The 22,978-nt window shown below is 62.2% G+C and carries 21 protein-coding genes and 1 tRNA gene; 5 read left to right on the forward strand and 17 right to left on the reverse strand.

The genetic code is table 11. The annotated features are described in order from the left end of the window. From tssE to GTP90_RS04360, 5 genes are all read right to left on the reverse strand, one after another. Positions 1 to 474: a type VI secretion system baseplate subunit TssE gene (tssE, locus tag GTP90_RS04340; protein WP_161082326.1), complete on the reverse strand. Its 474-nt coding sequence runs from the start codon at positions 472 to 474 to the stop codon at positions 1 to 3. A gap of 106 nt (positions 475 to 580) precedes the next feature. After that, positions 581 to 1,072 carry an Hcp family type VI secretion system effector gene (locus tag GTP90_RS04345; protein ID WP_161082327.1) on the reverse strand — a complete coding sequence of 164 codons (492 nt, stop codon included), beginning with the start codon at positions 1,070 to 1,072 and terminating at the stop codon, positions 581 to 583. A 31-nt stretch (positions 1,073 to 1,103) separates the two neighbouring features. Further along, a complete protein-coding gene (tssC, locus tag GTP90_RS04350; RefSeq protein WP_161082328.1) occupies positions 1,104 to 2,591 on the reverse strand; it encodes a type VI secretion system contractile sheath large subunit in 1,488 nt (495 codons plus the stop codon). Position 2,592: 1 nt separating this feature from the next. After that, positions 2,593 to 3,093 (reverse strand): type VI secretion system contractile sheath small subunit, encoded by a 501-nt coding sequence (tssB, locus tag GTP90_RS04355; RefSeq protein WP_161082329.1) that lies wholly within the window; start codon positions 3,091 to 3,093, stop codon positions 2,593 to 2,595. 37 nt (positions 3,094 to 3,130) lie between these two features. Next, entirely contained in the window at positions 3,131 to 3,706 is a 576-nt protein-coding gene (locus tag GTP90_RS04360) for a hypothetical protein (RefSeq protein ID WP_308937295.1), read from the reverse strand. Between GTP90_RS04360 and GTP90_RS36345 the strand changes: the two genes are divergently transcribed. From GTP90_RS36345 to GTP90_RS04375, 4 genes are read left to right on the forward strand one after another with little or no spacing between them, the layout of a single operon-like run. Continuing rightward, the gene (locus tag GTP90_RS36345; protein ID WP_175047958.1) at positions 3,705 to 3,878 is read left to right on the forward strand and encodes a hypothetical protein; all 174 of its coding nucleotides are present in this window, start codon (positions 3,705 to 3,707) and stop codon (positions 3,876 to 3,878) included. The genes GTP90_RS04360 and GTP90_RS36345 overlap by 2 nt on opposite strands. 23 nt (positions 3,879 to 3,901) lie before the next feature. Continuing rightward, the gene (tssJ, locus tag GTP90_RS04365) at positions 3,902 to 4,477 is read left to right on the forward strand and encodes a type VI secretion system lipoprotein TssJ (RefSeq protein WP_161082331.1); all 576 of its coding nucleotides are present in this window, start codon (positions 3,902 to 3,904) and stop codon (positions 4,475 to 4,477) included. Positions 4,478 to 4,490: 13 nt separating this feature from the next. After that, positions 4,491 to 5,834 carry a type VI secretion system baseplate subunit TssK gene (tssK, locus tag GTP90_RS04370; RefSeq protein WP_161082332.1) on the forward strand — a complete coding sequence of 448 codons (1,344 nt, stop codon included), beginning with the start codon at positions 4,491 to 4,493 and terminating at the stop codon, positions 5,832 to 5,834. Beyond that, on the forward strand, positions 5,831 to 6,613 hold the full coding sequence (locus GTP90_RS04375) for a DotU family type IV/VI secretion system protein (RefSeq protein WP_161082333.1): 783 nt from the start codon (positions 5,831 to 5,833) through the stop codon (positions 6,611 to 6,613). Before tssK ends, GTP90_RS04375 begins: the two co-directional genes overlap by 4 nt. A 3-nt stretch (positions 6,614 to 6,616) precedes the next feature. On the opposite strand, the gene GTP90_RS04380 is transcribed toward GTP90_RS04375, so the two are convergent. From GTP90_RS04380 to GTP90_RS04395, 4 genes are all read right to left on the reverse strand, one after another. Then, positions 6,617 to 7,405: an OmpA family protein gene (locus GTP90_RS04380; RefSeq protein WP_161082334.1), complete on the reverse strand. Its 789-nt coding sequence runs from the start codon at positions 7,403 to 7,405 to the stop codon at positions 6,617 to 6,619. 14 nt (positions 7,406 to 7,419) lie between these two features. Next, on the reverse strand, positions 7,420 to 8,388 hold the full coding sequence (gene tagF, locus GTP90_RS04385; RefSeq protein WP_161082335.1) for a type VI secretion system-associated protein TagF: 969 nt from the start codon (positions 8,386 to 8,388) through the stop codon (positions 7,420 to 7,422). Continuing rightward, complete coding sequence (gene tssM, locus GTP90_RS04390) at positions 8,385 to 12,083, reverse strand: type VI secretion system membrane subunit TssM (RefSeq protein ID WP_254451724.1); 3,699 nt, start codon at positions 12,081 to 12,083, stop codon at positions 8,385 to 8,387. Before tssM ends, tagF begins: the two co-directional genes overlap by 4 nt. Positions 12,084 to 12,197: 114 nt before the next feature. Further along, positions 12,198 to 13,037, reverse strand: a complete 840-nt coding sequence (locus GTP90_RS04395) for a M15 family metallopeptidase (RefSeq protein WP_161082337.1) — start codon at positions 13,035 to 13,037, stop codon at positions 12,198 to 12,200. Between the two features lie 148 nt (positions 13,038 to 13,185). Here GTP90_RS04395 and GTP90_RS04400 point away from each other — a divergent pair, with 148 nt between their 5' ends. Beyond that, a complete protein-coding gene (locus tag GTP90_RS04400) occupies positions 13,186 to 13,938 on the forward strand; it encodes a hypothetical protein (RefSeq protein ID WP_161082338.1) in 753 nt (250 codons plus the stop codon). Here GTP90_RS04400 and GTP90_RS04405 read toward each other — a convergent pair whose 3' ends face one another. From GTP90_RS04405 to GTP90_RS04440, 8 genes are all read right to left on the reverse strand, one after another. Beyond that, a complete protein-coding gene (locus GTP90_RS04405; protein WP_161082339.1) occupies positions 13,939 to 14,388 on the reverse strand; it encodes an Hsp20/alpha crystallin family protein in 450 nt (149 codons plus the stop codon). Positions 14,389 to 14,454: 66 nt separating this feature from the next. Continuing rightward, positions 14,455 to 15,645, reverse strand: coding sequence for a hypothetical protein (locus GTP90_RS04410; RefSeq protein WP_254451721.1), 1,191 nt, complete (start codon positions 15,643 to 15,645; stop codon positions 14,455 to 14,457). 201 nt (positions 15,646 to 15,846) lie between these two features. Then, positions 15,847 to 16,398 carry a hypothetical protein gene (locus GTP90_RS04415; protein WP_161082340.1) on the reverse strand — a complete coding sequence of 184 codons (552 nt, stop codon included), beginning with the start codon at positions 16,396 to 16,398 and terminating at the stop codon, positions 15,847 to 15,849. A 116-nt stretch (positions 16,399 to 16,514) separates the two neighbouring features. Continuing rightward, positions 16,515 to 16,590: transfer RNA gene (locus tag GTP90_RS04420), tRNA-Asn, on the reverse strand. A gap of 64 nt (positions 16,591 to 16,654) precedes the next feature. Continuing rightward, positions 16,655 to 18,841: a TonB-dependent receptor gene (locus GTP90_RS04425; protein WP_161082341.1), complete on the reverse strand. Its 2,187-nt coding sequence runs from the start codon at positions 18,839 to 18,841 to the stop codon at positions 16,655 to 16,657. A gap of 314 nt (positions 18,842 to 19,155) precedes the next feature. Further along, a complete protein-coding gene (locus tag GTP90_RS04430; protein WP_161082342.1) occupies positions 19,156 to 21,171 on the reverse strand; it encodes a methyl-accepting chemotaxis protein in 2,016 nt (671 codons plus the stop codon). A 131-nt stretch (positions 21,172 to 21,302) separates the two neighbouring features. Continuing rightward, the gene (locus GTP90_RS04435; RefSeq protein WP_161082343.1) at positions 21,303 to 21,998 is read right to left on the reverse strand and encodes a DUF3334 family protein; all 696 of its coding nucleotides are present in this window, start codon (positions 21,996 to 21,998) and stop codon (positions 21,303 to 21,305) included. Between the two features lie 9 nt (positions 21,999 to 22,007). Next, positions 22,008 to 22,304: a hypothetical protein gene (locus GTP90_RS04440; protein ID WP_254451722.1), complete on the reverse strand. Its 297-nt coding sequence runs from the start codon at positions 22,302 to 22,304 to the stop codon at positions 22,008 to 22,010. Between the last annotated feature and the right edge of the window lie 674 nt (positions 22,305 to 22,978).

Here is a 22,978-nt window from a genome sequence, read left to right on the forward strand (position 1 = left end):
TCAGGCTCCGCGAGTGCTGCGGTTGATCGAATAGTGCAGCGATGAGGGTTGAAGGACGGCGTCGAAGCTGACCGCTTCGCGCATGGACGTTCCGGCCAGCGTCGCGCTGATGGCGAAGCTGACGCGGTTGATCGAACCGATCTCGCGCTCCAGGCTCGCACGCACGTTGCTCAGCCGCGGCTCGTGGCGCTCAATGGCGGCCTTCAGGCAGGCGCAGATGCGGGTCCGGTCTTCGCTGCTGCTCAGGCACATGCCGGCGAAGTCGATCAGGCCGTAGTTGATGATGGAGTTTTCACATTCGGGATAGGCACGCAGTAGTTCTTCCGATAGCGCGCAGCGGGTGTTGAGCAGGTCTTCAAGGTCGCGCGCCACCGCGTCCTTCCACTGCTCCAGCGACAGGCCGTTGCCGTTGCGGGCATGGCCATCTTGCACTTCCAGCAGACGGTCGAATAGACCGGGAGTAAAGCCGATCATGGCAACCCCTCAAAAAAAGATGGCCAGGCCAGGCCGGCCTGGCCAGAAAAAGCGCACCGCGACGTATCGCCGCACAATCCGCAGCGGGCGCAGGGGGGAACCAGTTTTAGACGATGCGGTTGCTGGCCAGGTCCCAGCCACCGGAAGTGTTGCCGCCGGCGCCACCGCTGATTTTCTGTTGGGTGTACTTCCACTTAATCTTCGAGAACTTCAGCGCGACGTCCTCGCTCAGGATGTCGCCTTCTTCAACGGAGGGAGAGACCGCCCCGATCAGGACATTTTCGATTTCGATTTCGAAGTACTTCACGCGCTCACCCTGGGCGTCGGCGCGCATGAATTCGAACCTGGCCTTGGGAATGGTGCGCCCGGCGGAGCAGGTCTGCAGCAGAATAGGCGAGGACAAATCGGCCAGCTTGGAGAGCACGATGTCGCGATGCTCGCAGCGTTCCGCCGTGTGGCCGCCGCCGGTGGAAGCGGTGGCCGATTTCGGCTGGTCCACGCCGAAGCTGACCGATTTACATTCGATCCAATCCTTGTGCCGGTCGTCGGCGGACTCGCCCTTGATACCATCAATGTACAGATAGACGTCGATTGCCATTGCATGCTCCTGTCTCAGGTTGTAGTGGACTTCAGTTGTTGGTCGACTGCGGCAGCTCCGCGACCAGTCGGAGGGAAACGGACAATTCATCCAACTGGAAGTGCGGCCGCAGGAAGGAGACGGCGCGGTACACGCCGGGGCGGCCCGCCACCTCGTGCACCTGCACCGACGCTTCGCGCAGCGGGAACTGGGCCTTTTGTTCCTGGCTGGCGTTATCGTCCAGCAGAACGTATTTCATCAGCCAGCGGTTAAGGAAGTCCTCGACGTTGGAAGCCGCCGCGAAGCTGCCGATTTTGTCGCGCATCATGGCCTTCATGTAGTGCGCGATGCGCGAGACGGCGAAGATGTACTGCAGCTGCGAGGACAGCACCGCGTTGGCGTTGGCCGCTTCCGAGTTGTACTTCTTGGCCTTCTGAGCCGACTGCGCGCCGAAGAAGGCGGCATAGGCGGTGTTCTTGCAATGGACCAGCGAGATGAAACCGAGGTCGCTCAACTCCTTCTCGCGACGGTCCGTGATGGCGACTTCGGTGGGACACTTGAGCGCCACCTCCCCCTCGTCGGTCTTGAAGGTGTGCGTGGGCAGGTCGTCCACCAGGCCGCCGCCTTCGACGCCGCGAATCGCTGCGCACCAGCCGAAATCGTCGAAGGCCTTGGTCAGCTTGGCGCCGAATGCGTACGCGGCGTTACACCACAGGTATTTCTGGTGGTCGGTGCCGTCCACTTCCTCGACGAAGTTGAAGCCTTCCACTGTGGTGCCATCGACCGGATTGAAAGGCAGGCGGCCCAGGAAGCGCGGCAAGGCCAGGCCGACGTAACGCGAGTCTTCCGATTCGCGGAATGCCTTCCACTTGGCGTATTCCACGGTGTCGAAGACCTTGGACAGGTCGCGCGGCTTGCCAAGGTCGCCGTAGCTCTCGAGGCCAAACAGTTCGGGTGCGGCGGAGGCGATGAACGGCGCATGCGAGGCGGCGGCGACGTGAGACATCTGCTCGATGAAGTACATGTCTTCCGGCTGGCGCGAGATTTCAAAGTCGCCCAACAGCGCGGCGTAAGGCGCGCCGCCGAAGGTGCCGAATTCCTCTTCGTAGACTTTCTTGAACATCGAACTCTGGTCGAACTCCAGCGCCGACTGGAAGTCTTTCACCAGTTCGCGCTTGGTGGCGTTAAGCATGCGGATTTTCAGCCCCTGGCCGGTGGCGGAGTTCTTGACCAGGTAATGCAGCCCGGTCCAGCTTTGCTCCAGCTTCTGGAAAGCCGGCGCGTGCATGATGGCGCTCAGCTGGCTGGAGATCAGCCGGTCCAGTTCCGCCACGCGCGCATCCAGCGTGGCGGACAGGTTGTTCGACATCACCACCGTCCCTTCCAGCACCTGACTGACCAGTTCAGAGATGATGTCCTTCGCGCGCTCGTGCTCCACGTTGGACTTGGCGACCTTGCTCTGCTCGACGATCTGGTCCAGCAGGCTGGCGCCCTGCGCCGCCGGCGCGGCTTCCTGCAGCAAATTCGCTTGTGCGGACATGTCAGCCTCCTTTGGCCGGTTTCAAGCTTGCCAGCTTGTCGGTGTTATTCAGGACTTCGCTCAGGATGTCCTCCAGCTTGTCGTTACCAGCCAGCTTGTTACGCAGGTCGGCGAGTTTGCCGCGTGCCTCCAGTAGCTTGCTGAGCGGCTCGACCTGCCGCACCACCGACTCCGGACGAAAATCCGACATCGCCTTGAAGCGCAGCTCCACATTGAAGCTGGTGTCGTCGCCGCTGAGCTGATTGGGCACCTGGAAGCGCGCCACCGGTTCCACACCGCCCAGCACTTCGTCGAAATTGTCGCTGTCGATGCTGACGAACTTGCGGTCCTTCAGGCGCTTCTTTTCAGCGTCCGAGTTGCCACCGAAATCGCCCACCACGCCGACGACGAAGGGCAGCTCCTTGTTCTCCATTGCGTCGCCGATCTCCACGTCATACGTCATCTGCACGCGCGGCGGACGTACCTTGTTCAGGCGCTTTTGTACACTGTCTCCGTTAGCCATACACACTCCATCGAAAAGGAAAACAAGGGCGGCGGACCTACTTCAATCCGCCGAAAGGATCGCTGCTGTTGGATTGACTATTGGATTTGGCATGGGGTGAGGCTGGTGCGACGGTGGCCTTCCTGCCAGCGGCCGCCGTGGACGACCTATGCGCGCCGGTGTTCGATGTCGGCACCAATACCTCTTCGCCCAGGCTATTGCGCAGCAGCTTGGCCAGGCCCTGCGCTTCCGACCGCAGCGATCCGTTCAGGTTATTTTGCTGGCTCAGGTCCGTCAGCGCCTTGGTCGACAGCCGCAGGCCGCTGACGGCCACGATGCTGTTACCGATTTTATCGTTGGGATCACGCTGCAGGGCCTCCAGCGCGTTCATGATCGCTTCGCCATAACTGGCGCGGTCGAATTTGATCTGCGCCATATGCAGCCAAGGTGTCTTGTCGGCCGGGTAGTTGGTCGCAGCGCCTTTCAGGATGCCCTGTGCCTTGTCGCTTTGACCGGATGCGAGGGCGGTGTCGGCATCCGCCAGCGCGCGCTCCAGCGTTGACGCTTGCGGCTTGTCGACGCGGACCGAGTCGCCGTCTGTCGCGCACGCGGTCAGCAACAGCAGACTCGCCATGCAGGGCAACCATGTTCTTGGGATGACCATCGAAATCTCCTTTGCGTATGCGGACAAGAAGGGACCCATTATTCACGAACACCCAAGCCCGCCATTGCGCTTACTCAAGCACCGCATCGTTTTCGCATTGCTTGCGCCGCCTCAAATTTCCAACGCCTGCCTTTCGTTCTAATGGCGGAATCGCTTGGAGAAAATATGAACGCGCAGAAGACTATCGTGATCGCGGGACTGCTGGCGTTACAAGGCTGCGCCGCCGGTTCCATCGCCAGCGCGGCGATGGAAATCGCAGGCATCCGCAAACCACCCGAACTGCCGGACGCGCAAAAGCCGCCGCGCAGTGTAGCGATCCGCTTGCATGCGAGCCAGAACCTCAATGCCGGCGCGGGCTCCCAGCCATTGGCGCTGGCAGCCCGCATCTACAAGCTGCGCCAGACCGCCGCGTTTCAGCAGATGTCGTTTGATGGATTCCTCAGTGCGCAGGGCGAGCGTGAACTGCTCGGCAACGATCTGCTGGAGGTCAAGGAGGTGATGTTGATCCCCGGCCAGCGCTACGAGATCGTCGAGAAGGTCACGCGCGAGGCCTACTTCATCGGTGTGGTGGCGCTGTTCCGCTCACCGGCAGCGCAGCGCTGGCGGTTGGCCTTCGCCGCCGGCGACGCGGAAAAATCCGGCATCACAGTCGGCCTGCATGCCTGCGCGATGAGCGTGGGCGGCGGCGCGGCGGCTTCCAGCGAGGCCGCCAAGCCATTGGCCACCATCCGTTGTCCATAAAACTGGAGTCAGCATGAGCATTCCATCCAAAGTTCTTTGGGGTGAGGGATTTTTCCTGCGCCCGCAGCACTTCCAGCAGCAGGACCGCTACCACGAGGCACGGTTGCAGCAGACCGCTCAGGCGTTGCACCCATATCTGTGGGGTGTGCGCAAGCTCGAATGGGACCTTGAGGCCTTGAAGACCGACCGCCTGCGCCTGGTGTCGTTGTCGGCGATCTTCCACGACGGCGAAATTGTCGACGCTCCGGCCAGCGATCCGCTGCCTGTGGCTATCGATCTGTCCACGCTGCCGCCGGCCTTGCAGGAGCTGACCTTCTACGCCGCCCTGCCGACGATGTCGCAAGGCGGCGGCAACGCCGCGACGGCGGACCAGCCAAATGGCGCGCGCTACTGCCAAACCAGCCGCGAAACCGCAGATCTGTACACGCAGGCGGTCGATACGGATGTCTGCTACCTGAAAAAATCGGCGCGGCTGGTGTCGGACCAGGAACCGTTGGGCGCCTTCGATTGCATTCCGGTGGTCCGGTTGCGGCGGGTGGTCACAGGTGGCTTCGAGCCGGACCCGCAGTTCATTCCACCCGCGTTGTCGATCGCCAGCGCGCCGGGCCTGAAGGGGTTGCTGGACCGGCTGATGGACGCGTTGCAGGCCAAGGTGCAATCGCTGCAAGGGCACATGCGGGAGCCCAGCCGCAACGTGATCGAGATCCGCTCGGGCGATGTATCTTCCTTCTGGCTGCTGCACACGGTCAGCACTTCCGCAGCGGCGCTGATGCACTATGTCCGCAACCCCGACCTGCATCCAGAGCGGCTGTTCGAAGCGCTGCTTGCGCTGGCCGGCGCCATGATGACCTACTCCAAACAGTACACGCTGACGCAACTGCCCGGCTACCGTCACGACGACCTGGCCCAGTGCTTTTCCGGCCTGGACCACATCATCCGCGATTTGCTCGACACGGTCATCTCGACCAAATACTTCTCGATTACGCTGTACGAGGAGAAGCCCAGCTACCACTTGGGAAAACTCGATTCCGGAAAAATCGACCAACGCACCACGCTGTACCTGGCGGTCAGCGCGGCCCTGCCGGCACTGGAGCTGGTGGAGATCGTGCCGTTGCGCGTCAAGGTCGGCGCGCCGGACGACGTGGAGAAATGCGTGCTGTCCGCCATGCCCGGCGTGAAGATCACACACGCGCCGCAAGTGCCGGCGGCGATACCGGTGCAGCCGGACACCTACTACTTTGCGCTGGAAGGCAAAGGCGTGCTGTATGAGCAGATGTTGAAGGCACAGTCGATATCGATTTACGTCCCGGCGGGCATACGTGACCTGCGCCTCGGCCTCATTGCGGTGACAGCATGACGCCCCCGATCGAACGCCGCGCCATTCCCACTCTGATGGGCGGCCAGCGCCGCCAGCAGCAGCCGGGATACGGCCATGTACAAACGCTGGTGGACTTGCTGCAGGAAGGCTTCTACCTGCTGTTCATGCTGAAGAACGGCAGCGTGCCCCCGGGCGAGGTTCCCTTCCTCGACACCGTCACCGCCTACCTCGCGGAATTCGACCGCGAGGCCCGCAAGCTTCGCGCGCAAGGCGAGGATATCGACGCCGCCAAGTATGCCTTCTGCGCGGCGTTGGACGAGATCATCCTGTCTTCGTCCTTCCCGATGCGCTTCGCCTGGGAACGCCGGCCGCTGCAACTGGTGATCTTCGGCGACCAGCTGGCCGGCGAACACTTCTTCGACCGGCTCGAGGCCTTGCACAGCGGCGGTGGCGCGCGCCTGCCGGCGCTGCAGGTGTTTCATATGTGCTTGTTGATCGGCTTTCGCGGCAAGTACGCGCTGGACGCCGGCGACAAGCTGGCTTACCTGACGGCGCGGGTCGGCGAGGAGATCGCGCATATCCAGGGCAAAAGCAAGGGCTTCGCGCCGCAGGCCGAGCGGCCGGACCAGATCGTCCATAAACTGCGCAGCAATACCCCGTTGTGGGCTACGTCCGCGGTGTTTGCGTTGATCGGCATTAGCGCCTACATCGGGTTGTCGTCGTCGCTGTCGCATTCGACACAGAACACGCTGGCCGGCTACAGCGACCTGGTGAAGCTGGCGCCGCGCCCGGCCTACGTGACGATCACCCTGCCCTGAACCTCATTGGGCGACGCGGAATTCGATGCGCCGGTTGCGCGCACGGCCTTCCGCGTTGCTGTTCTCGGCTACCGGCCGGTCCGGCCCCTGGCCCGACACCATGACCATCTCCGGCGCTATCCCCTTCTCCGCAAGATAGGTACGCACAGCTTCGGCGCGGGCTTGGCTCAATGCGAGGTTGCTCTCTCGCAGACCGATGTTGTCGGTGTGGCCGATCACTTCGACCTTCTTCCCTTTGACCTTTTGCAGCGCGGCCGCCATCTCGTCCAGGATACCCTTGCCGGACGAGGTCAATGTCGCCTTCCCGCTGTCGAATTCGATGATGCGCTTGGCCAGCGTTTCATCCAGCAGGTTCTGCTCCGCCGCGCTGACGCGCAAGCCGTTGTTGACGGTATAGGTTGGATTGAGGCTGGTGGCGATGTCGCTGGCGATCTGCTGGCGTTGCGCCTCGTTGGCCACTTCGCCGCGCACGGTGACGTTGGTGCCGTCGATTTTCAGCTCGCCCTTGCTGATCAATTTCAGGTTCGGTTGGATCAGCTTTTGCACGTATCCATTCCAGTTGGGCGGCAACGCGACCGGCGAGACCGCAAGCTGGTCGACCACGCGGTCGGCACCGTACAGGTCACGCAGGCGCTGCAGCATAGCGGCCTTGCTTGCCTCGTCGGGAACGGCGCCGCTGACCAGTATCTGCCCCGGCTTGGGTGTCGCCGGCAGCGGAACCTGCGCGGCACAATGTAGTGACGAAGACAGCAGGGCCGGCATCACCGCCGGCCAGAAGATCGACTGGCGCATCGCATCGCTCCTTATCAGGCAAAGGTTTCGTGGAACAGCGCGTGCGCGGAGCGCAGCGACAACTGGCCTTGTTCCAGGTAGGCCGACAGCTTCTGCACGCTGGCGTCGCCGGCGATCAGTTCATTGACCCAGTCCGCGTCTTCAAACGTGATCTGTTGTTCGATGGCGCAAAGCGGATCGATGAACGCCTGCAGCGTCTCCGGCTCCGCACCGCTGAAGCCAACCACCAGTACCGGTTGCTCCCGTTGCTCGCCGAGGAACAGGCTCAGTTCAAAGTCGGCCTGCTGCAGGAACGGCGTAATCAGGTCGAGCCAGAACGACGCCACCAGGTAGCGCAATCGCGGCGCCGATGGCAGCGGCAACACCAGACTTTTGTCCAGCCGCGCGGCGCCGCTACGGCGCACCGGCTGCAGTAGCAGTCCGACCGCGAGTATCATCTGCCGCACCGAGGCGCTGCCCAGGATCGCCTCCAGGCCGGCGATACTGTGGCGGTCGAGGAAGTCGGTAAACAGCTGCTGGTGCTCTGCGGCGCAAGGGTCGATATCGACCGTGGCGGTGGCCAGCGCCTGCAAGCATTCCTCCGGTTCGGCTGCGTCGAGCACCTTGTTCGCCAGCGGTTCCAACGCATCCCACAACGGCGCCAGCACCAGCGGGCTGAGGGCGACGAAGCTGCGCGGATCGTCGATCTCGACGACGCTCATGCCGAGGAAGGGATAGCGCCGCTGCGACAGGTCATGGCTGGCGCGCAGATGGCCAGCAATGGCCCGCTTGCTGCGCGTGCCGACGAAGGCGAACCCCAGCGGCTGCATGGCGTCGTAATTGAGCCTCCACCGGGGATCGGCACTGAGCAGGTTCATGACCTCGGCCAGCCAGCCGTCCAGCAGATTGGCCAGCGCCAGGTTGTCGCCTGCCTTGATAAAGTCACCGCGCGTGGGCAGCTTGCCGAAGTAGCCAATGCGCGCGCTTTGCGCCGCCCGCTTCATGGCGCCGCTCCAACTATCGTCTCGGGCAGCTTCATGCCGCGGAAGCCCTGGTCCTGCGGTGCGGTGCCGCTGCTCTCCGGGCTGCTGACGATCTTCAGGCCCATGGTCACGGTGATCGCGCCGCTGGTCCAGCGCAGCTCAAAGATACCGCCCTCGCGCTTTTGCTTGGCCGCCGCGTCGATCATGCGTTTCAGCCCGAACTGGCCCGCCTCGTTGAACACCTCCACGCTGCGGCCATCGAACGCCACCGCCGTGATGCGCGCCCCCGGCGCGCCCTGCGGGCTCGGATGAACCATGTTGGCCCATTGCGCCGGCGTGTTTCGGTAGCGCAGCTGCTGGCCGTCGATATCGACCGTGTATTCCAGCGTGCCGGGGGCCGGCATGGGCTGGATCTGGAAGATGGTCTGCGCGGCGGCCGTGGACGAGGCCACGCCGCCCGCGCCTATCGGCGCTATCCAGCCGGGGAAGCGCGCCACGGTTTGCGGCGAAAGTGTAATGCCCATGTCGGCCCAGGTGCGCGGCGCCAGCACGTCGCCGCGCCGCACCACCAGCGGTCCCAGGGCGCCGGTGGCGAATTTGGCGATCAGGCCATCGGGGCCGAAGAACTGTGCGATTTCGGCGTTGCCCGCTTCGATATTGGCGTTCGGCGAGAACGGATACTTGTTGGCCAGCGATTGCTGGAAAGGCTCGTAGACCTGCGCCAGCCAGGTCTTGTTGATTTCCGCCTCGGCCGGACCGACCAGCACCGCGAAGGTCTGCATTAAAGGCCGTACCAGGATGGGACGGATGGATTGCTTCTGCGAGTCGCTCATCCCGGTCAGCATCTGCTCGTCGACGTAGCGCAGCGCGTCCGCCAGCTCGGAGCCGCTGCCTTCCAGTGTCTGCTGCATGAACTGGCGGGCGCCCGGGCCGGGGTCGCCCTGGTTCTTCAGCTGGTTCAAGCGGCTGCGCAGTTTGGACAGCGTCTCCAGGTAGGAGCGCATCAGCGACGCGTCCTTGTCCTTGGGCGCCACCAGCTTGCCGACGCCGGCGAACTCGCGCCCGATGGGTCCCATCGGCTTGTCGGCCCGCGCCTGGTCCAGCTGCAGGTTGACGTTGACTTGCGAAGGCCCGCGCCGCAGCACGCTGTTCTTGACCCAGTTGACGAAGCCCGTCTGCGCCTCCTTCAATTCGGCGCTCATGATAGCCGGGTTGTCCCATGACGTCTGCTGATGGATGGTGGTGAGCAGCTTGGCGATGGGCGAGGACTGCGGATCGCCCAGCCGGTTCATCGCCGTCACCGCCGCGTCGAAGCCATTCAGGTTGGCGATGGTGACACCCTGGACGAACTTCTGCCATTCGCGTGCGTAGTCGGCCTTGTACAAATCGGTCAGGCCCTTCTGGATTTGTTCGGGGCTTCCTTCCAGCGTCAGGTCGTCGCGCGCGGCGGTCTTGAGGACCCAGTCCGCGCTTTGCAGTTCATGCGTGGCAGCTTCGCGGAAGGCGTCCTGCACGAACTTCTCCCATGCCTCGCGGGTGTAGGCGCCGGCGATGGCGTAGCTGCCGGTGACCAGCGCCTGATCCTGTTCGCCCACCATGCGCGCTACCGTCATCGCCGGGAAGCGCGTGTTGGCGCGGGCGCGGATGTCGGCGTAGACGCGCTCCCTGGCCGGCATGCCGCGCACCACGCGGCGCAGGTTCTCGCGGGCCTGGTCGACCAGCGCCAGCTTCTGTTCGATGCGCGGCCAGGACGGGTCGGCGATCTGCGCGAGATAGAAGGTCATCAACCGTTCGGCGCTGTGTATCATCTGCTCGCGCGGCATGGCGCCGCGATTGTTCTCCAGCCATCCACGCCAGTAGCGGGTCAGCTGGTCGTTCAGGTGACTGGCTTCGGCGTGCGAGATATCGGCCAGCATCAGGTAACTCTTCAAGGCGTTGTAGGCGTCTTCGACGTTGACGGCGGAGGCTTCCTGGAACTGGCGTCCGGGCGCGACGGCCGGCATTGTGGACGTGGCGGCAGCCGCGCCGGGCGCCTGCAGCTGGTCGGCATGCGCGTTCATCTCCGACAGCAGCGTCTCCAGATTGGCGACCACCGGCTTGAGCATCACCTCACGCACGCCAGCGAAGTATTCCTCGCGCAGCTTGCGCTCCAACAGATCGCCCTGGTACAACCCCATACGCAGCGACCAAGGCCGGTCGGCGTGATATTTATCCAGCTGCTCGATGCGGTCCTGCAGTATCTCCAAGGCCTCCAGCCGCGATTGCAGGTCCAGCCGCTTGGCTTGAAGCTTGATCACCTTGTCCAGGTCCGCCTGCACGTTGCTGACCAGCTGACGGTTGCCCAGATACGACCAGCTCCACCCACCCAGCGACGCGCCCAGCAAAACCGCCGCCGCGAAGAACGCCGCGTAGGTCAACTTGACCTTATGTTTGCTGGCGTACTGCGAGACCAGGTCCTTATCCGCGAAGATCACGTTGCGGAATAAATTCAACAGGAAGAATCCAGACTGGCCGCCACCGGCGGCGGGCGGCGCGTCCGGCAGCGACAAGGCGAAGCGCTTTGCCAGCCGCTGCGACTGTTCGCTCGCCGCCGCGCCCTCCTGAAGGGCGCTGGTGAAGTAGTAGCCGCGAAATACTGGCTTGAACTGGAACGGGTTGTCTTCGAACAGCGTAACCAGGAAGCTGCGCAGCGGAGCGCGTATGGTCGCGAACTCCAGCGGGAAGGTGAATACGCCAGGCTCCATGCGGTCGCGCCGCTGCTGGCTCATGTTCGCCACGCTCAACTCCTTCAGGCCCGAACACAGTTCATCGAAGCTGTGATCGAAGAAGGCCATCATCTGCTGGCTGCCTGCGTTGCGCTTGTAGGGCATGGTCGCGCCCCACACGCGTTCGCGCTCGGTGCGCTCGGCGCGCGCGAAGAACTCGGTGAAGCCCGCGATCAGATCGGCCTTGGTGAAGACCACGTACACCGGCGCAAATACCTCCAGCCGCTCAATCAGATCCTGCACGCGCTTGCGCAGGCTGCGCGCCAGCTTGATGCCGACCTCTGGATCTTCCCCGCGCAATTCGGCGATGCTGACGGCGATCAGGATGCCGTTGATGGGCGCGCGACGGCGGTACTTCTTCAGCAGGTCCAGAAAGCCGAACCATTCGGCGCGGTGCTCGTCCTGCACCGAGTAGCGTCCGGCGGTGTCGAGCAGGATGCCGTCGGTCGTGAAGAACCAGTCGCAGTTGCGTGTGCCGCCCACGCCCTGCACGATCTTGCCGTCGGCGAAGGGGAACTGCAGGCCCGAGCTGGTGATGGCCGTGCTTTTGCCGGCGGCAGGATTACCGATGATCATGTACCACGGCAGCTCGTACAAGGCGCGGGTGCCGGAGACGATGCCCATCTTGGACCCGCGAATGGTCTCGATCGCCTTCAGCATGTCATTGCGGATGGCCTTGACCTCGGCGCCGGACTGGTCAGAGCTTTGCGCCTCCGTGGCGGCCTGGGCGCCGATGGCCGCGCCCAGCTGCTCGGATTCCCGGCTGGCGCGCCGGCGTCGCCACAGCCAGACCAGGCCGGCCAGCGCCAGCATCAGCGCCGTGGCCGCCAGCGCCCAGATCAGCGCCAGTTCCAGCATCTGCGCGCCAAGGTAGAACAAGGCCGCCATCGCAGTCAGCGCAATAATGGTCAGGTGGCGGGTATCGGTGAGGAAGTACCAGATTCTTCGCATCATGGGACGAGGCCGGCGTGAATGATGGCGCCTGAGCTAACAGCGGACCGATCAATGGTGCCACCAACAATGCGGGTATTTCTTGAGGCTGCGCAACCATGACCGTGCAGCGTCCTATTTCCGCACAGTCCCCGCCACCCGCAATTCGGTGTGGCCGAAGTCCATCATCGTCCAGCGGCCGCCCCAGTGCAGGCCCACCGATTCGGCCGCCTCGCCGTAGAGCCGGTAGCCGCGCATCGCCCAGGGGTCTTTTTCCGAGATCAGCAGTTTGCCATCGCGCAGGAAGGCGCAGTCCGCCGCCAGGCCGAACTGGTGATAGCTCTGGAAGGCCTTGGCGTTGGTGACGCTGGGCCCGGCGGCTGCCAGCGAGTTCTGCCGCTCCGGGCTGCGGTAGCCTTCCAGGATCGCCATGTCGTAGCCGTAGTTCTCCTTCATGATCTTGAACACCAACAGCAGGCGCTGGGCGAAGTCGGGATCGAGCAGTTGCCAGTTGCGGTTGGCGCCGTCGAGCATGGGCCGGACCATCGTCACCTCCGCCGTCGTGAACACCAACGGCGGCAACGGCTCCGGCGCCGCCAGCTGCTCGCCCTTCAGCAGATCCGCGACCTGATCGTTGACGGCGTGGTCATCGCTGTCGAAGCCGCCCAACATATTGCGGCCGCTGAGCACCAGCGCCAGCATGGGCGGCACGGTCAGCAGCACCAGCACCGACAACACGAGCAGATAGCGGCGGCGCAGGAAGCTGAGCGCGCGCAGCAGGCCAGCGCCGGCGCTGCGGCCGGCATGCGCGGCGTGCTGGGTGCCGTGCCGGTAGCCGCCACTCAGTCCCCGCCCGATGCGCCTGCCGATCACCGCCATCGACTGCGCCGCCACATCCCGCCCGGCTGGGAACAAGGCCAGCCAGGCCCCTAGACACGCGAAGACAAAAAACAGCAGTACCGAAAAGAGAAACATGGTGCGCTCCGTCAAAGCAAGGTCGCTCCGCAGACTGGACACTGAGGTGCGGGAACGCTTCATCGTAGGCGCTTCAGCAAGCGGCGTGAAAGACCAGATCAAATTCGGAGGAAATACCGTGGATACGTCGAAGCAAAAACCCGACCTGATGAGTTCCAACCGTACCGCCGAAGATGGCGGCAAGCGCATACTGGCGCATCTGGAACATGGTCCCAAGACGGCGGCAAAGACGCCGCGCGCCAGCGGCTGGAGCGTCGACGGCTGGACCGTCGGCCTGGGACTGCTGGTGGTGACCATGTGTACGGTCGCATGGCTGGTACACGACAACACGCTATCGCCGGATTCCTACGCGCGCAGCCGCAGCAGCGTGACCACGCGAACGTACCAGCAGCCGACGGAACGGCAGATGGCAGCTGCCGTGCCAGAGCAGGCGGCAGCCATCGTGAACGAACCGGTGCTAAAAGAACCTGCAACCAAACCCTTCACGGCAATCGAAGCGCTTGCGGCCGCCAGCGTCGCGCGGCCTTCCGTGCACACCGCGAACGCAGTGGCAAAGACCGAGACATCGCATGCGACCGGCGCGCCGCACAGGCCGGCTGTGGCCGCAAGCGCCGCCGCCGCGCGCTCACCGGCGCCGCGTGTGGCCACAGCAGCCAGTCCATCAGCCATCGGCGACACCGATGTCGCCCTGCTGACCGCGCTGGTCGCGCACTCGGGCAAGCCAGCGCTCGCCCTGCCCGAGCGCAGCCGCGACGTGGTCGAGCGTCAGGACGGCGACAGCACGGCGCAACTGCTGGCGCGCTGCAAGCAACTGGGGCTGATCGAAGGCATGTTGTGCCGTTCGCGCATCTGCTCTGGCCGCTGGGACGCGGACCTGGCCTGCAACGCTCCGTCGCACTGATTACTGGATGGCCAGCTGCTTGCCGCCGGTGCCGACCTTCTTCGGCAACGTCAGGTGCAGCACGCCGTTTTCGTAGCGCGCCTCTGCCTGGTCGTCATCGACCTCCTGCGGCAGCGTGAAACTGCGCTGCACTTGCCCGTAGTAACGTTCCGTGCGCAGGGAGCCGGTTTTGCCGGCGGTGGCGGGCTGCTCTTCCTTGACTTCCGCGCTCAGCGACACCTGGTTGCCGTTGATGGCGACCTTGATATCCTCCTTTTGCACGCCTGGAATTTCGGCTTTGACGAGATATTCATTGTCGGTCTCGCTGACGTCCATTCGCATGCGCGGCGAGACGTCGGCACCGCGCCAGACCGAGGGCGCGAAGTCGCGGAATATTTCGTCCATGTCGCGGAAGGGATCGAAACGGGCGAGATCGCGGAAGGGATCGATACGCATCAGATTGTTAGCCATGGCGGCCTCCTTCAAATGGGTGGACTACCATGATAAGAAGCGCCCCCGCCCCTCCTTTGACGCACATCAAGGTGCGGCCTTGCCTCCGCGCGCGACAAGCGAGTTGATCATCGCCTCGCTGTAGACCTCGCCCTTGCTGTCGGCGGCTGCGATCATGTCGTGCCACAGCGGCACGATATCGACCTTGAGGTTGCTGAAGCGCTCAAAGCCGCAGGCATAAATGCCACGATAAGTATCGAAGCTGTGCTCCAGCTTCTCGCACTCGGCCAGCGTGGCGTCGGCGAACGCCTTGCCCTGTTCGGCGCTCCAGATGCCGCTGCGCAGCAGGCCATCGAGCGCCATCGCCTCGGCGCCACCCTCGTGTATCCACGGCGGCGACTGTTCGCTGACGCCGCCCTGGCGCACATTGTTCTGCCACAAATGCGCCATCTCATGCGCCACCAGTTCGGCCAGGATCGCGCGTTTTTTGGGGTTGTCGGCGGTCAGCAGGGCCGCGCCGCCAAGACGATAGACGATCTGCCCACCGACCACGCCGCCCTTGATCGACAAGCCCGGCATGGAGGTATCGCTGACGGCCGCCACCAGCAGCAAGGGCTGCCGCAGCTTCTGCTGGTAGGCCTTGCTGTAATAGGCGGACATTCTGGCGGTGGTGTCGAGCAGCGTCTCCTTCGCCCACGCGGACAGTTTGGGATCCAGCAGCACCTGCGCCTCGCCGGCGGCCACCGGGGACTGCGGACCGAAATAGGCATATGGTGTCGTGTCTTTTGCGGGCGTTGCCGGCTTGGCGGGCACCAGCACGGTTTCGTTGCCGAAGCCTTCCAGCGTGAAGTTCGCCGCCATATCGTGCACCAGCCTGCCCTGCTGGACCTCGCCTTGCAGGAAGCCCAGGTAGATGAGACGGCCGCCATCGGAGAGCTTGTCGGTCGCCAGGTACTGTTTGCCCAGGTCCTGCTCAAAGGCCGAAATCTCCACGCTGACCTGCCGCAGCGGCTTGCCGTCGGCTGCGGCCAGCGCATCATAGGTATCGCTGGCGGTCAGTGTCACGCCGGGCGTCAACACCTTCCACGCGGATTTGCGCAGGCCGCCCACCGACTTGAAGCGCATCGACGCCACCGGCTGCTGAAAGCGATAGTCTGCTCGCCAGGTATCTGGCGCCACATGGATCAGGCGCACCTGCACCGGCAGCGGTTCGTCCGCTTGCGCGGACATCGTCAAACTCATTGCCAATCCCATCCCCAGCAGCCATTTTCGCGACATTGTCATCTCCAGGACCAATATAGTGTCCAGAATATAATATGGGAATCATATCGTTTTAGCCACGTCGCCGCGGCATGAGAACAGAAATAAAAAGGACCATGTTTTCACATGGCCCTTCAAAATTCTGGCTCCCCGACTTAGACTCGAGCCAGGACACCTGCTCGCGAACTCCCCTGGCGCAGCCTTCAAATTACCATGGACCTACTCTGTTACTGCTGACCGCCTCTTCAACAAGTAGTAGTGGGGGCGTCCGCTACCGGATTCGAAGAAACTGAACAGATAATCACCAGTCTTCACTGGCATCGCCTCCTGCCCGCCCAATAGGCCGCCGTTCAAAGTTACTTCGTAGTCTTTGGTTGCCAGCTCCACGACAGGTGCAAAGAAACCGACCTTTTGTCCATCGCAATACAGCCGTGGCGAAATCCTATCCGCCCCAATCCGTCCGCTACACCGGTTGCCATCAATAGTTATCGTCTTTTCCTTGCCAATTAATGAAAATCGGGCGACGTTCTCCTGTCGGCTAACGATCAGGGCCTTAGCTTCAAATTTGGTGAAACTGTAAAAGTCGTTACGGGCATCGATCACATCGTATTGACCAGAGAGCTCCTTCAGCGAGGTTGCAAGCTCGGCTTGCTGAACGCCCAGCGGACGAGGGTCTTGGTAAGTGCTAGCGCAGCCAGAAGCCAAGGCGCTCAGCAGTACGGCAACAAAGATCTTCAATTCATTTCCTTTTAGGAAAATGGAAAGTTTCATTATTGCATTATAAAAATCCAATTGGCAATATTTTCGCAACCCAGCTTCGCATCAAAATAAAAAAAGGGGTTACGTGCCTCAGCATGTAACCCCTTGATTTAGTACAACTCAAATTCTGGCTCCCCGACCTGGACTCGAACCAGGGACCTGCGGATTAACAGTCCGTCGCTCTACCGACTGAGCTATCAGGGAAAAGAGGCCGCATTATATACGGCCAATTTCTAGCTGTCTAGGCTAGCTGGCAAATTTCCAAAAATCAGAAGCTGCCCTTGAACTGCACGCCGAACTGACGTGGCTCGTTGACGAAGCCGGTCAGGTTGTTGAAGTCGATCGCGCCGATGATACGCTCGGTGTTGGTGATGTTGCGCGCGAAGGCTGCCACTTCATACTTGCCGCCCTGCCAGTTGTAACCCACGCGCAGGCCGCCTTCAACCATCGACTTGCCGGTGAATTCCTTGGCTTCGTACAGGAAGAAGTTGATCTTGCTGCGATACGACCAGTCGGTCAGCACGAACAGGTTGCCGTCGGCCAGCGCCCAGTTGTAGCGCGCGGTGGCGTTCAGGATGACCTTGGGCGCTTGCGGCAGCGGGTTGCCGTCGATGACGACGCGGCCGGCCGCGTTCAGCGGATCGGTCACGGTGCACGAACCGCACTTGGCCACGGACAGCGACGGATCTTCGATCTTCGTGAAGTTGTACGAACCGCCTGCGGTGACTTTGAAGTCAGGCGTGACGAAGGCTTCGAAGTCCGCTTCCAGGCCGCGGCCCACGGTCTTGGCTGCGTTGATCAGCTTGGTCACGTTGGAGGTGCCGCCGACCACGGTCAGCTGCTGGTTCTTCACGTCGTAGTTGTAGATGCTGACCGATGCGCGGGCGCGGCGGTTGAACAGGTCGGCCTTGATGCCGGCCTCATACGACACGATGGTTTCCGCATCGGCCACGGTGATCGGCACCGATGCCGAAGCGGCAGCGATACTCGGCGCGCGGAAGCCGGTCGCCACGCGGGCGTAGGCGCTGACGTCCTTGTTGACCTTGTAGGTCGCGCTCATGTCCCAATTGGCTTTGTTCTTGCTCTCGTCCACCGAGTCAGGACCGGCCTGGGTCACGTTGACGCGCGACGTGGTGGCGAAGTCCTTCTTGTCGTGGGTGTAGCGCAGGCCACCGCGCAGCACCAGCTGGTCCGACACGTCATAGGTCAGCGAGCCGAACACTGCCGCAGCGGTGTTGTTCTGGTGGCTGGCCAGGTGCGAGGTCTGCTGCTGGGTGTTGCTGTCGAAGTTGTCGCTGTAACCGCTGGCGCTTTCCTTGAAGTAGTAGACGCCGCTCTGCCAGTTCAACGGACCAGCGTTCTTCGACTCGACGCGGAATTCCTGGGTGTACTGATGCAGGCCGCTCAGGCCCCCGCCGGTCTGCACCTGGAAGGGAATGAAGCCAGGACCGGCCGGGCTGCCGCCGTCGATGTCGCCGCGGCTGTAGTAGTTGTCCACGGCTTCGTAGCCGGTGATCGAGAACAGCTTGACCGAACCCAGGTCCCAGGTCAAGCGGGCGTTGGCGCCGTTGGTGCTCAGGCTCTGCATGTTCAGGCCGTTGGTGGCGATCTTGGTGAAGTCGTAACCGTCGGCGAAGTCGTTGGTGCCCTTCTTGATCAGGTTGGCGCGGAACAGACGGGCGCTGCCGTCGGTGGTGCGCGAGTGCACGTTGAACAAGGCGCTGAAGGTGGTGCTTGGCGTGTACAGGAACTGCACGCGCTCGGCGTGTTCGTTGTAGCCTTCCAGCGCGTCGTTCTGCTTGGTGAAGGTGTTGTCGACGAAGTTGTCGCGGTGCTGGCGCAGCGTCGAAACGCGCATCGCCCATTCGCTCGACAGCGGCACGTTGACGGCGCCTTCGGCGTTGATGGTGTTGTGGGTCGCCCACGACAGGTTGTAGTAACCCTCGATTTTCTTGGTGTTCGGTTTTTCCGATTCAAACTTGACCACGCCGGCCGGGGTGTTGCGGCCGAACAGCGTGCCCTGCGGGCCGCGCAGCACTTCCACGCCGGCCACGTCGAAGATAGGGTAGCCCTTCAGGATGCCGTTTTCCTGCACCACGTCGTCATACACCAGCGAAACCGGCTGCGAGGCGAAGGTGCTGAAGTCGGTGTTGCCGTAGCCGCGGATGTAGAAGCGCGGGAAGGTGCGGCCGTTCGACGATTCCACGTTCAGCGATGGCACTTTGCCGGCCAGCAGGCGGATGTCCTGGCCGCCGGACAACAGCACGTCCAGCTTCTCGTCCTTCAGCAGCGTGACCGAAACCGGCACGTCCTTGATGTTCTCGGCGCGGCGCTGGGCCGTGACGGTGACGGTTTCCAGTTGCGGTTCAGCGGCGGTTTGCGCGAGGGCGGAACCGATAGGCATAACGGCGCTCAGCGCCAGCAGGCGCTTGTGCATCTTCGACAGTTTGATCATTCAATATCCCGATTTGAGGTAATGCAAAGAGTTAAAAACAGTGTCTCCTGTTCTCTCTTTCTGTTGATGTCGCCCGGTCATCTACTGTGTCCGTGGCGGCGCAAGCGGAGGTGAGGCCGTTTTTCGATGTCTAGAATGCACCGTCTTGCAGAAAGGCGGTATTTTCTTTCATTGATACCGTGTATTGCAAGCGCAATATAAGCAAATGGAAATTTACTGATAGAAATTTGGCGCCTCAGCAGGGCCGGCTGAATAATAAAAGGTCAGCCAGCCCCTGGCGAGGTCATGAATGAGCGAACGCTCAAGTTTGCGATTCAGGCATGCCGGATCGCCAAACGTTGTTGCTTTACCACACTTCGTGCCGCCGGACGTGGCGCCGCCCCGCCGGACACGGCCTCTTCGTTGCCCAACACGAAGCGGTCCATCGCCCCCACCAGCGCCTGGGTCTGCTCCTCCAGGCTGGCGGAAGCCGCCGCGGTCTGCTCCACCAGCGCCGCGTTCTGCTGGGTCATATCGTCCATCTGCGTCACCGCGTGGTTGACCTGCTCGATGCCGGCACCCTGCTCGGCAGAGGCGGTCGCGATGTCCGACATGATGAGCGTGATGCGTTGCACGCTGCCGACGATCTCGCCCATCGCGTCGCCGGCCTGGTCCACCAGGCGGTTGCCGAGCTCGACTTTCTCGACGCTGTGGGAGATCAGTTCCTTGATTTCCTTGGCGGCGGCGGCCGAGCGCTGCGCCAGGTTGCGCACCTCGCTGGCCACCACGGCGAAGCCACGGCCCTGTTCGCCCGCGCGCGCCGCCTCCACCGCCGCGTTCAAGGCCAGGATATTGGTCTGGAACGCAATGCCGTCGATCACGCTGATAATGTCCACGATCTTGTGCGAACTCTCATTGATCTCGCCCATCGTCTGCACTACCTGCGACACCACCGCCCCGCCCCGCGTGGCGACGTCTGCCGCGCTGATCACCAGCTGGTTAGCCTGGCGCGCGTTGTCGGCGTTCTGCCGCACGGTGGAGGTGAGCTGCTCCATCGACGACGCGGTCTCCTCCAGGTTGGATGCTTGCGACTCCAGCCGCGCCGAGACGTCGGCGTTGCCACTGGCGATATCGCGTGTGGCTGCGCTGATGTGCTCGATGCTGCCGCGCACATCGCCCACCAGGTGGCGCAGGCTGCCGCTCATGTCCTTGAGCGCACGCAGCACCTGGCCCGCCTCGTTGGGGACGCCGACATCGAAATCGGTGGCCAGGTTGCCGCTGGCGACACTCTGCGCCACGGCGATCGCATTGCTCAAGGGCCGCGTTACCGAGCGCGCAATCAGCATGGCCAGGTAGCCGGCCAGCGCCAGCAACGCCAGCATGGCCCCCAGCATCAGCCAGCGGGTGGTGTAGAAGCTGCGGATCTTTTCGTCCAGCAGCGCGTTCAACTGCTTACTGGCGGCCGCGTTGAGGGCGAACTGCAGATCAATGGCCTGGGTCGCCAGCGCCACGTAGTTTTCCGCCGAATAGGTCAGCGCCTCCGGTTGCACGATCTCGTGCATGGCCAGGTCCGTGATCTGGCCGGCGGCCTTGGCGGCGTCCCGCATGGGCGGCCCCAGCCTGGCTTCAAAATCGGCGTTGTAATGGGCCGCCTTGTTGAACGCTGTCAGGGTCTGGTCCAGCCGGTCCGTCACGCGCGCGGCGATGGACGACAGCAGCAGACGGTCGGCCTGGCTGGCCTCTTTCCTCGCCAGCAGGCCGGCGCCCTTGGCGCGTGTCTTGCCCAGCTCCTCGGACAGATACGGCAGCTGGTAAAACATGGCCTGGATCAGTTGATATGTGTCGCGGTCCGGATCAAGGCTGAGGCCGTAGTAGTCGCCGATCAGGTCGTTCACCTTGAGCAGCTTGGGCACCAGCGCCGTGTGGGCCACATAGCTTTGTGGCGCCGTCAGGCCGCGGTTGGTGACCTGGGCACGCAAGGTTTCCCAGTCGCCGCGCGCTTGCGACCAGGCCGCGTCCAGAGTGGAGTCATGCAGCTTCTTGACCAGCGCGTCGACCGCCGCGTAGGCGGTGTCGGCTTCCTTTTGCTTGGCCAGCCGCTTATCGTCGGCGGTCGCGCCGCCCAGCACCAGCGCCGCCAGCCCGCGATGCTGCTGGGTCAGCTGCACCATGCGCAAACCCTCGACCACGGCGGGCAAGCCCTCCCGCTCGTCCATGTAGGCATCGAGCGCCTTGCCCGCTTCGCGCATGTACAACCAGGTTGGAATGCTCGCCAGTATCACGGCGATTAGACTGAGGATCAGGAATTTGTGCCCGAGCTTCAAGGCGCCAAGTGAAGTACGATTGTCCATATCGAGCCTCCATGATTGCCACTCAACGGATCGCCGAAAGTTGCCGTAAAGATGCGATCCTCTTGCGTCCCATCATAGTCCCACGCGGCAAGACTTTGGTGGCTTTAAAAGCACAAGCCACCAGGAATGTCTTACATCCCCAACGACTTCAACAACTCATCGTTGGCTTCGTCCTCGGCCGAGGGAGATGGCGCGGTGGAAGTGCCGCCTTGGTTGCCACGCTCCATATCCAGCAAGGCGTCAGGGTCGGCCACTTCGCTGGAGTCGAAGTCGTGTAAACGAATGAACTCGGTCCTATCGATGGCGAGCTCCAGATAAAAGATATTACTCTTTTCCGTATAAAACGTGACGCGCCGCATCTCAGGGCGATCAAGGGGGGTGTCCACGCTGAGCATGACCTGCTTGGTCAACACCAGCATCTTCGGCTGATTCTGGGTGATGTTGGTCTGCAACTCGCGCCGCACCTTGCCGGTGAAGTCGCCGACGATCTGGTTCATCAGTTCGCCCATGATGTTGGACACCTCGTCCGCGGTGTGCGAACTGGCCAGCTCCGACTTCGGCATGCCCATGTGCAGCATGTAGCGTTCGTAGATTTCCATGGCCGTGTCGGCCGCGAAGTTCAGCACGACCAGGCCGGTGAAGCCGCCGTCGAACAGCACGAAGCAGCCGATATCGGGCTTCAGGCCGGTCTTGGTAATGCGCTGCACCATGCCCGAATAGTTGACCTTGCTTTGGGTGGCGACGTTCAAGACCCGGGTCACCGAGTTGCACAGACTCATCAATAAGTCTTCGGTCCCGTACACGACGTCCTTGTTTTCCTCGCTCATGATCTACCTCTATTTATTTTTAAAAGATGAAAGCACAGTTTCCTGGTCCAGCGAGAGACGGAACAAGACCACTTCGCTCAGCAAGCGGACGACCTCATCTTTCCATTCCTGGTTCCTGCCGGCGGCCGGCATGGCGGCCAGGGTGCTGCGCAACAACGCCACTTCGCGCTCCAGTTCCCGCACCCGCTGCACCTGATCCACCGCCTCGGCTGAGATGACCATCGATTTCCCTTCTGGCCAGAAATAAGATTCAGAATACCGAGGTGCAAGATTCCCGTCCACCGGAATCACGCTTTTTGGTGACATTCGAGTGCCAAAATGCAAAAGCCCAACGTTGGGCAAGGCCAGGCGAGGCGGTGCGGCCACAGCGGCTGAGGGGGGGGCATGCGTTCAAGATTAGACCGGGAATGGGCAAACTCAGAAAAGGATGGTCGGCAGCATAGGGCGGATGTGTACTTTCTAACCGTAAAATTATTGACTTGCTAGAGGTCGCACACATCCGGCCTCACGGGGAAGATTAAATTATAGTATTGCCAATAGCCTACTGCTGCACTTGGCTGGCGCCGCACCGTCGTCTTCGAATAGTAATGGACCTCGCCTAAAGCTTCATGAGTTACAACAAGGGGCTCCAACCCTTCTAAGCCGATGATCATTTCGTGAGTACCGGCTAAGACCCAATTGCAGCAACTTCATCTCGGGCCACTATACGCAAATAAACGAGCCCTAAAATGCAAAGACCCAACCGGGTTAGGGCTGGGTTCTTGGCACTGTATTCAGCTTCTGCAATATATCAAAACTTTCCTGCCTTCACCTCGGATATTATTGCAAAAATTGCAAACCCATATAATCGGAGTGAATCGCCACGACCATTGTAGACACTCCTGAGCCATAATTTAGGCAAAGGAGAAATCATGAGTGGGAAGCGTTACACGGAAGAATTTAAGGTCGCTGCGGTCAAGCAGGTTCTTGAGCGCGGACAC

This window comes from Duganella vulcania (assembly GCF_009857655.1).
Lineage (GTDB): Bacteria > Pseudomonadota > Gammaproteobacteria > Burkholderiales > Burkholderiaceae_D > Rugamonas > Rugamonas vulcania.

Excerpts from the sequence above, each read along its gene's own strand:
- GTP90_RS04345 (WP_161082327.1), bottom strand. The coding sequence starts at position 1,072 with ATGGCAATCGACGTCTATCTGTACATTGATGGTATCAAGGGCGAGTCC.
- GTP90_RS04395 (WP_161082337.1), bottom strand. The coding sequence starts at position 13,037 with ATGTTTCTCTTTTCGGTACTGCTGTTTTTTGTCTTCGCGTGTCTAGGG.
- tssK (WP_161082332.1), top strand. The coding sequence starts at position 4,491 with ATGAGCATTCCATCCAAAGTTCTTTGGGGTGAGGGATTTTTCCTGCGC.
- GTP90_RS04440 (WP_254451722.1), bottom strand. The coding sequence starts at position 22,304 with ATGTCACCAAAAAGCGTGATTCCGGTGGACGGGAATCTTGCACCTCGG.
- tssC (WP_161082328.1), bottom strand. The coding sequence starts at position 2,591 with ATGTCCGCACAAGCGAATTTGCTGCAGGAAGCCGCGCCGGCGGCGCAG.
- GTP90_RS04375 (WP_161082333.1), top strand. The coding sequence starts at position 5,831 with ATGACGCCCCCGATCGAACGCCGCGCCATTCCCACTCTGATGGGCGGC.
- GTP90_RS04360 (WP_308937295.1), bottom strand. The coding sequence starts at position 3,706 with ATGGCGAGTCTGCTGTTGCTGACCGCGTGCGCGACAGACGGCGACTCG.
- GTP90_RS04380 (WP_161082334.1), bottom strand. The coding sequence starts at position 7,405 with ATGCGCCAGTCGATCTTCTGGCCGGCGGTGATGCCGGCCCTGCTGTCT.
- tssJ (WP_161082331.1), top strand. The coding sequence starts at position 3,902 with ATGAACGCGCAGAAGACTATCGTGATCGCGGGACTGCTGGCGTTACAA.
- GTP90_RS36345 (WP_175047958.1), top strand. The coding sequence starts at position 3,705 with ATGCAGGGCAACCATGTTCTTGGGATGACCATCGAAATCTCCTTTGCG.
- tssE (WP_161082326.1), bottom strand. The coding sequence starts at position 474 with ATGATCGGCTTTACTCCCGGTCTATTCGACCGTCTGCTGGAAGTGCAA.
- GTP90_RS04405 (WP_161082339.1), bottom strand. The coding sequence starts at position 14,388 with ATGGCTAACAATCTGATGCGTATCGATCCCTTCCGCGATCTCGCCCGT.
- GTP90_RS04415 (WP_161082340.1), bottom strand. The coding sequence starts at position 16,398 with ATGAAACTTTCCATTTTCCTAAAAGGAAATGAATTGAAGATCTTTGTT.
- tssB (WP_161082329.1), bottom strand. The coding sequence starts at position 3,093 with ATGGCTAACGGAGACAGTGTACAAAAGCGCCTGAACAAGGTACGTCCG.
- GTP90_RS04425 (WP_161082341.1), bottom strand. The coding sequence starts at position 18,841 with ATGATCAAACTGTCGAAGATGCACAAGCGCCTGCTGGCGCTGAGCGCC.
- GTP90_RS04430 (WP_161082342.1), bottom strand. The coding sequence starts at position 21,171 with ATGGACAATCGTACTTCACTTGGCGCCTTGAAGCTCGGGCACAAATTC.
- tagF (WP_161082335.1), bottom strand. The coding sequence starts at position 8,388 with ATGAAGCGGGCGGCGCAAAGCGCGCGCATTGGCTACTTCGGCAAGCTG.
- tssM (WP_254451724.1), bottom strand. The coding sequence starts at position 12,083 with ATGCGAAGAATCTGGTACTTCCTCACCGATACCCGCCACCTGACCATT.
- GTP90_RS04400 (WP_161082338.1), top strand. The coding sequence starts at position 13,186 with ATGAGTTCCAACCGTACCGCCGAAGATGGCGGCAAGCGCATACTGGCG.
- GTP90_RS04435 (WP_161082343.1), bottom strand. The coding sequence starts at position 21,998 with ATGAGCGAGGAAAACAAGGACGTCGTGTACGGGACCGAAGACTTATTG.
- GTP90_RS04410 (WP_254451721.1), bottom strand. The coding sequence starts at position 15,645 with ATGTCGCGAAAATGGCTGCTGGGGATGGGATTGGCAATGAGTTTGACG.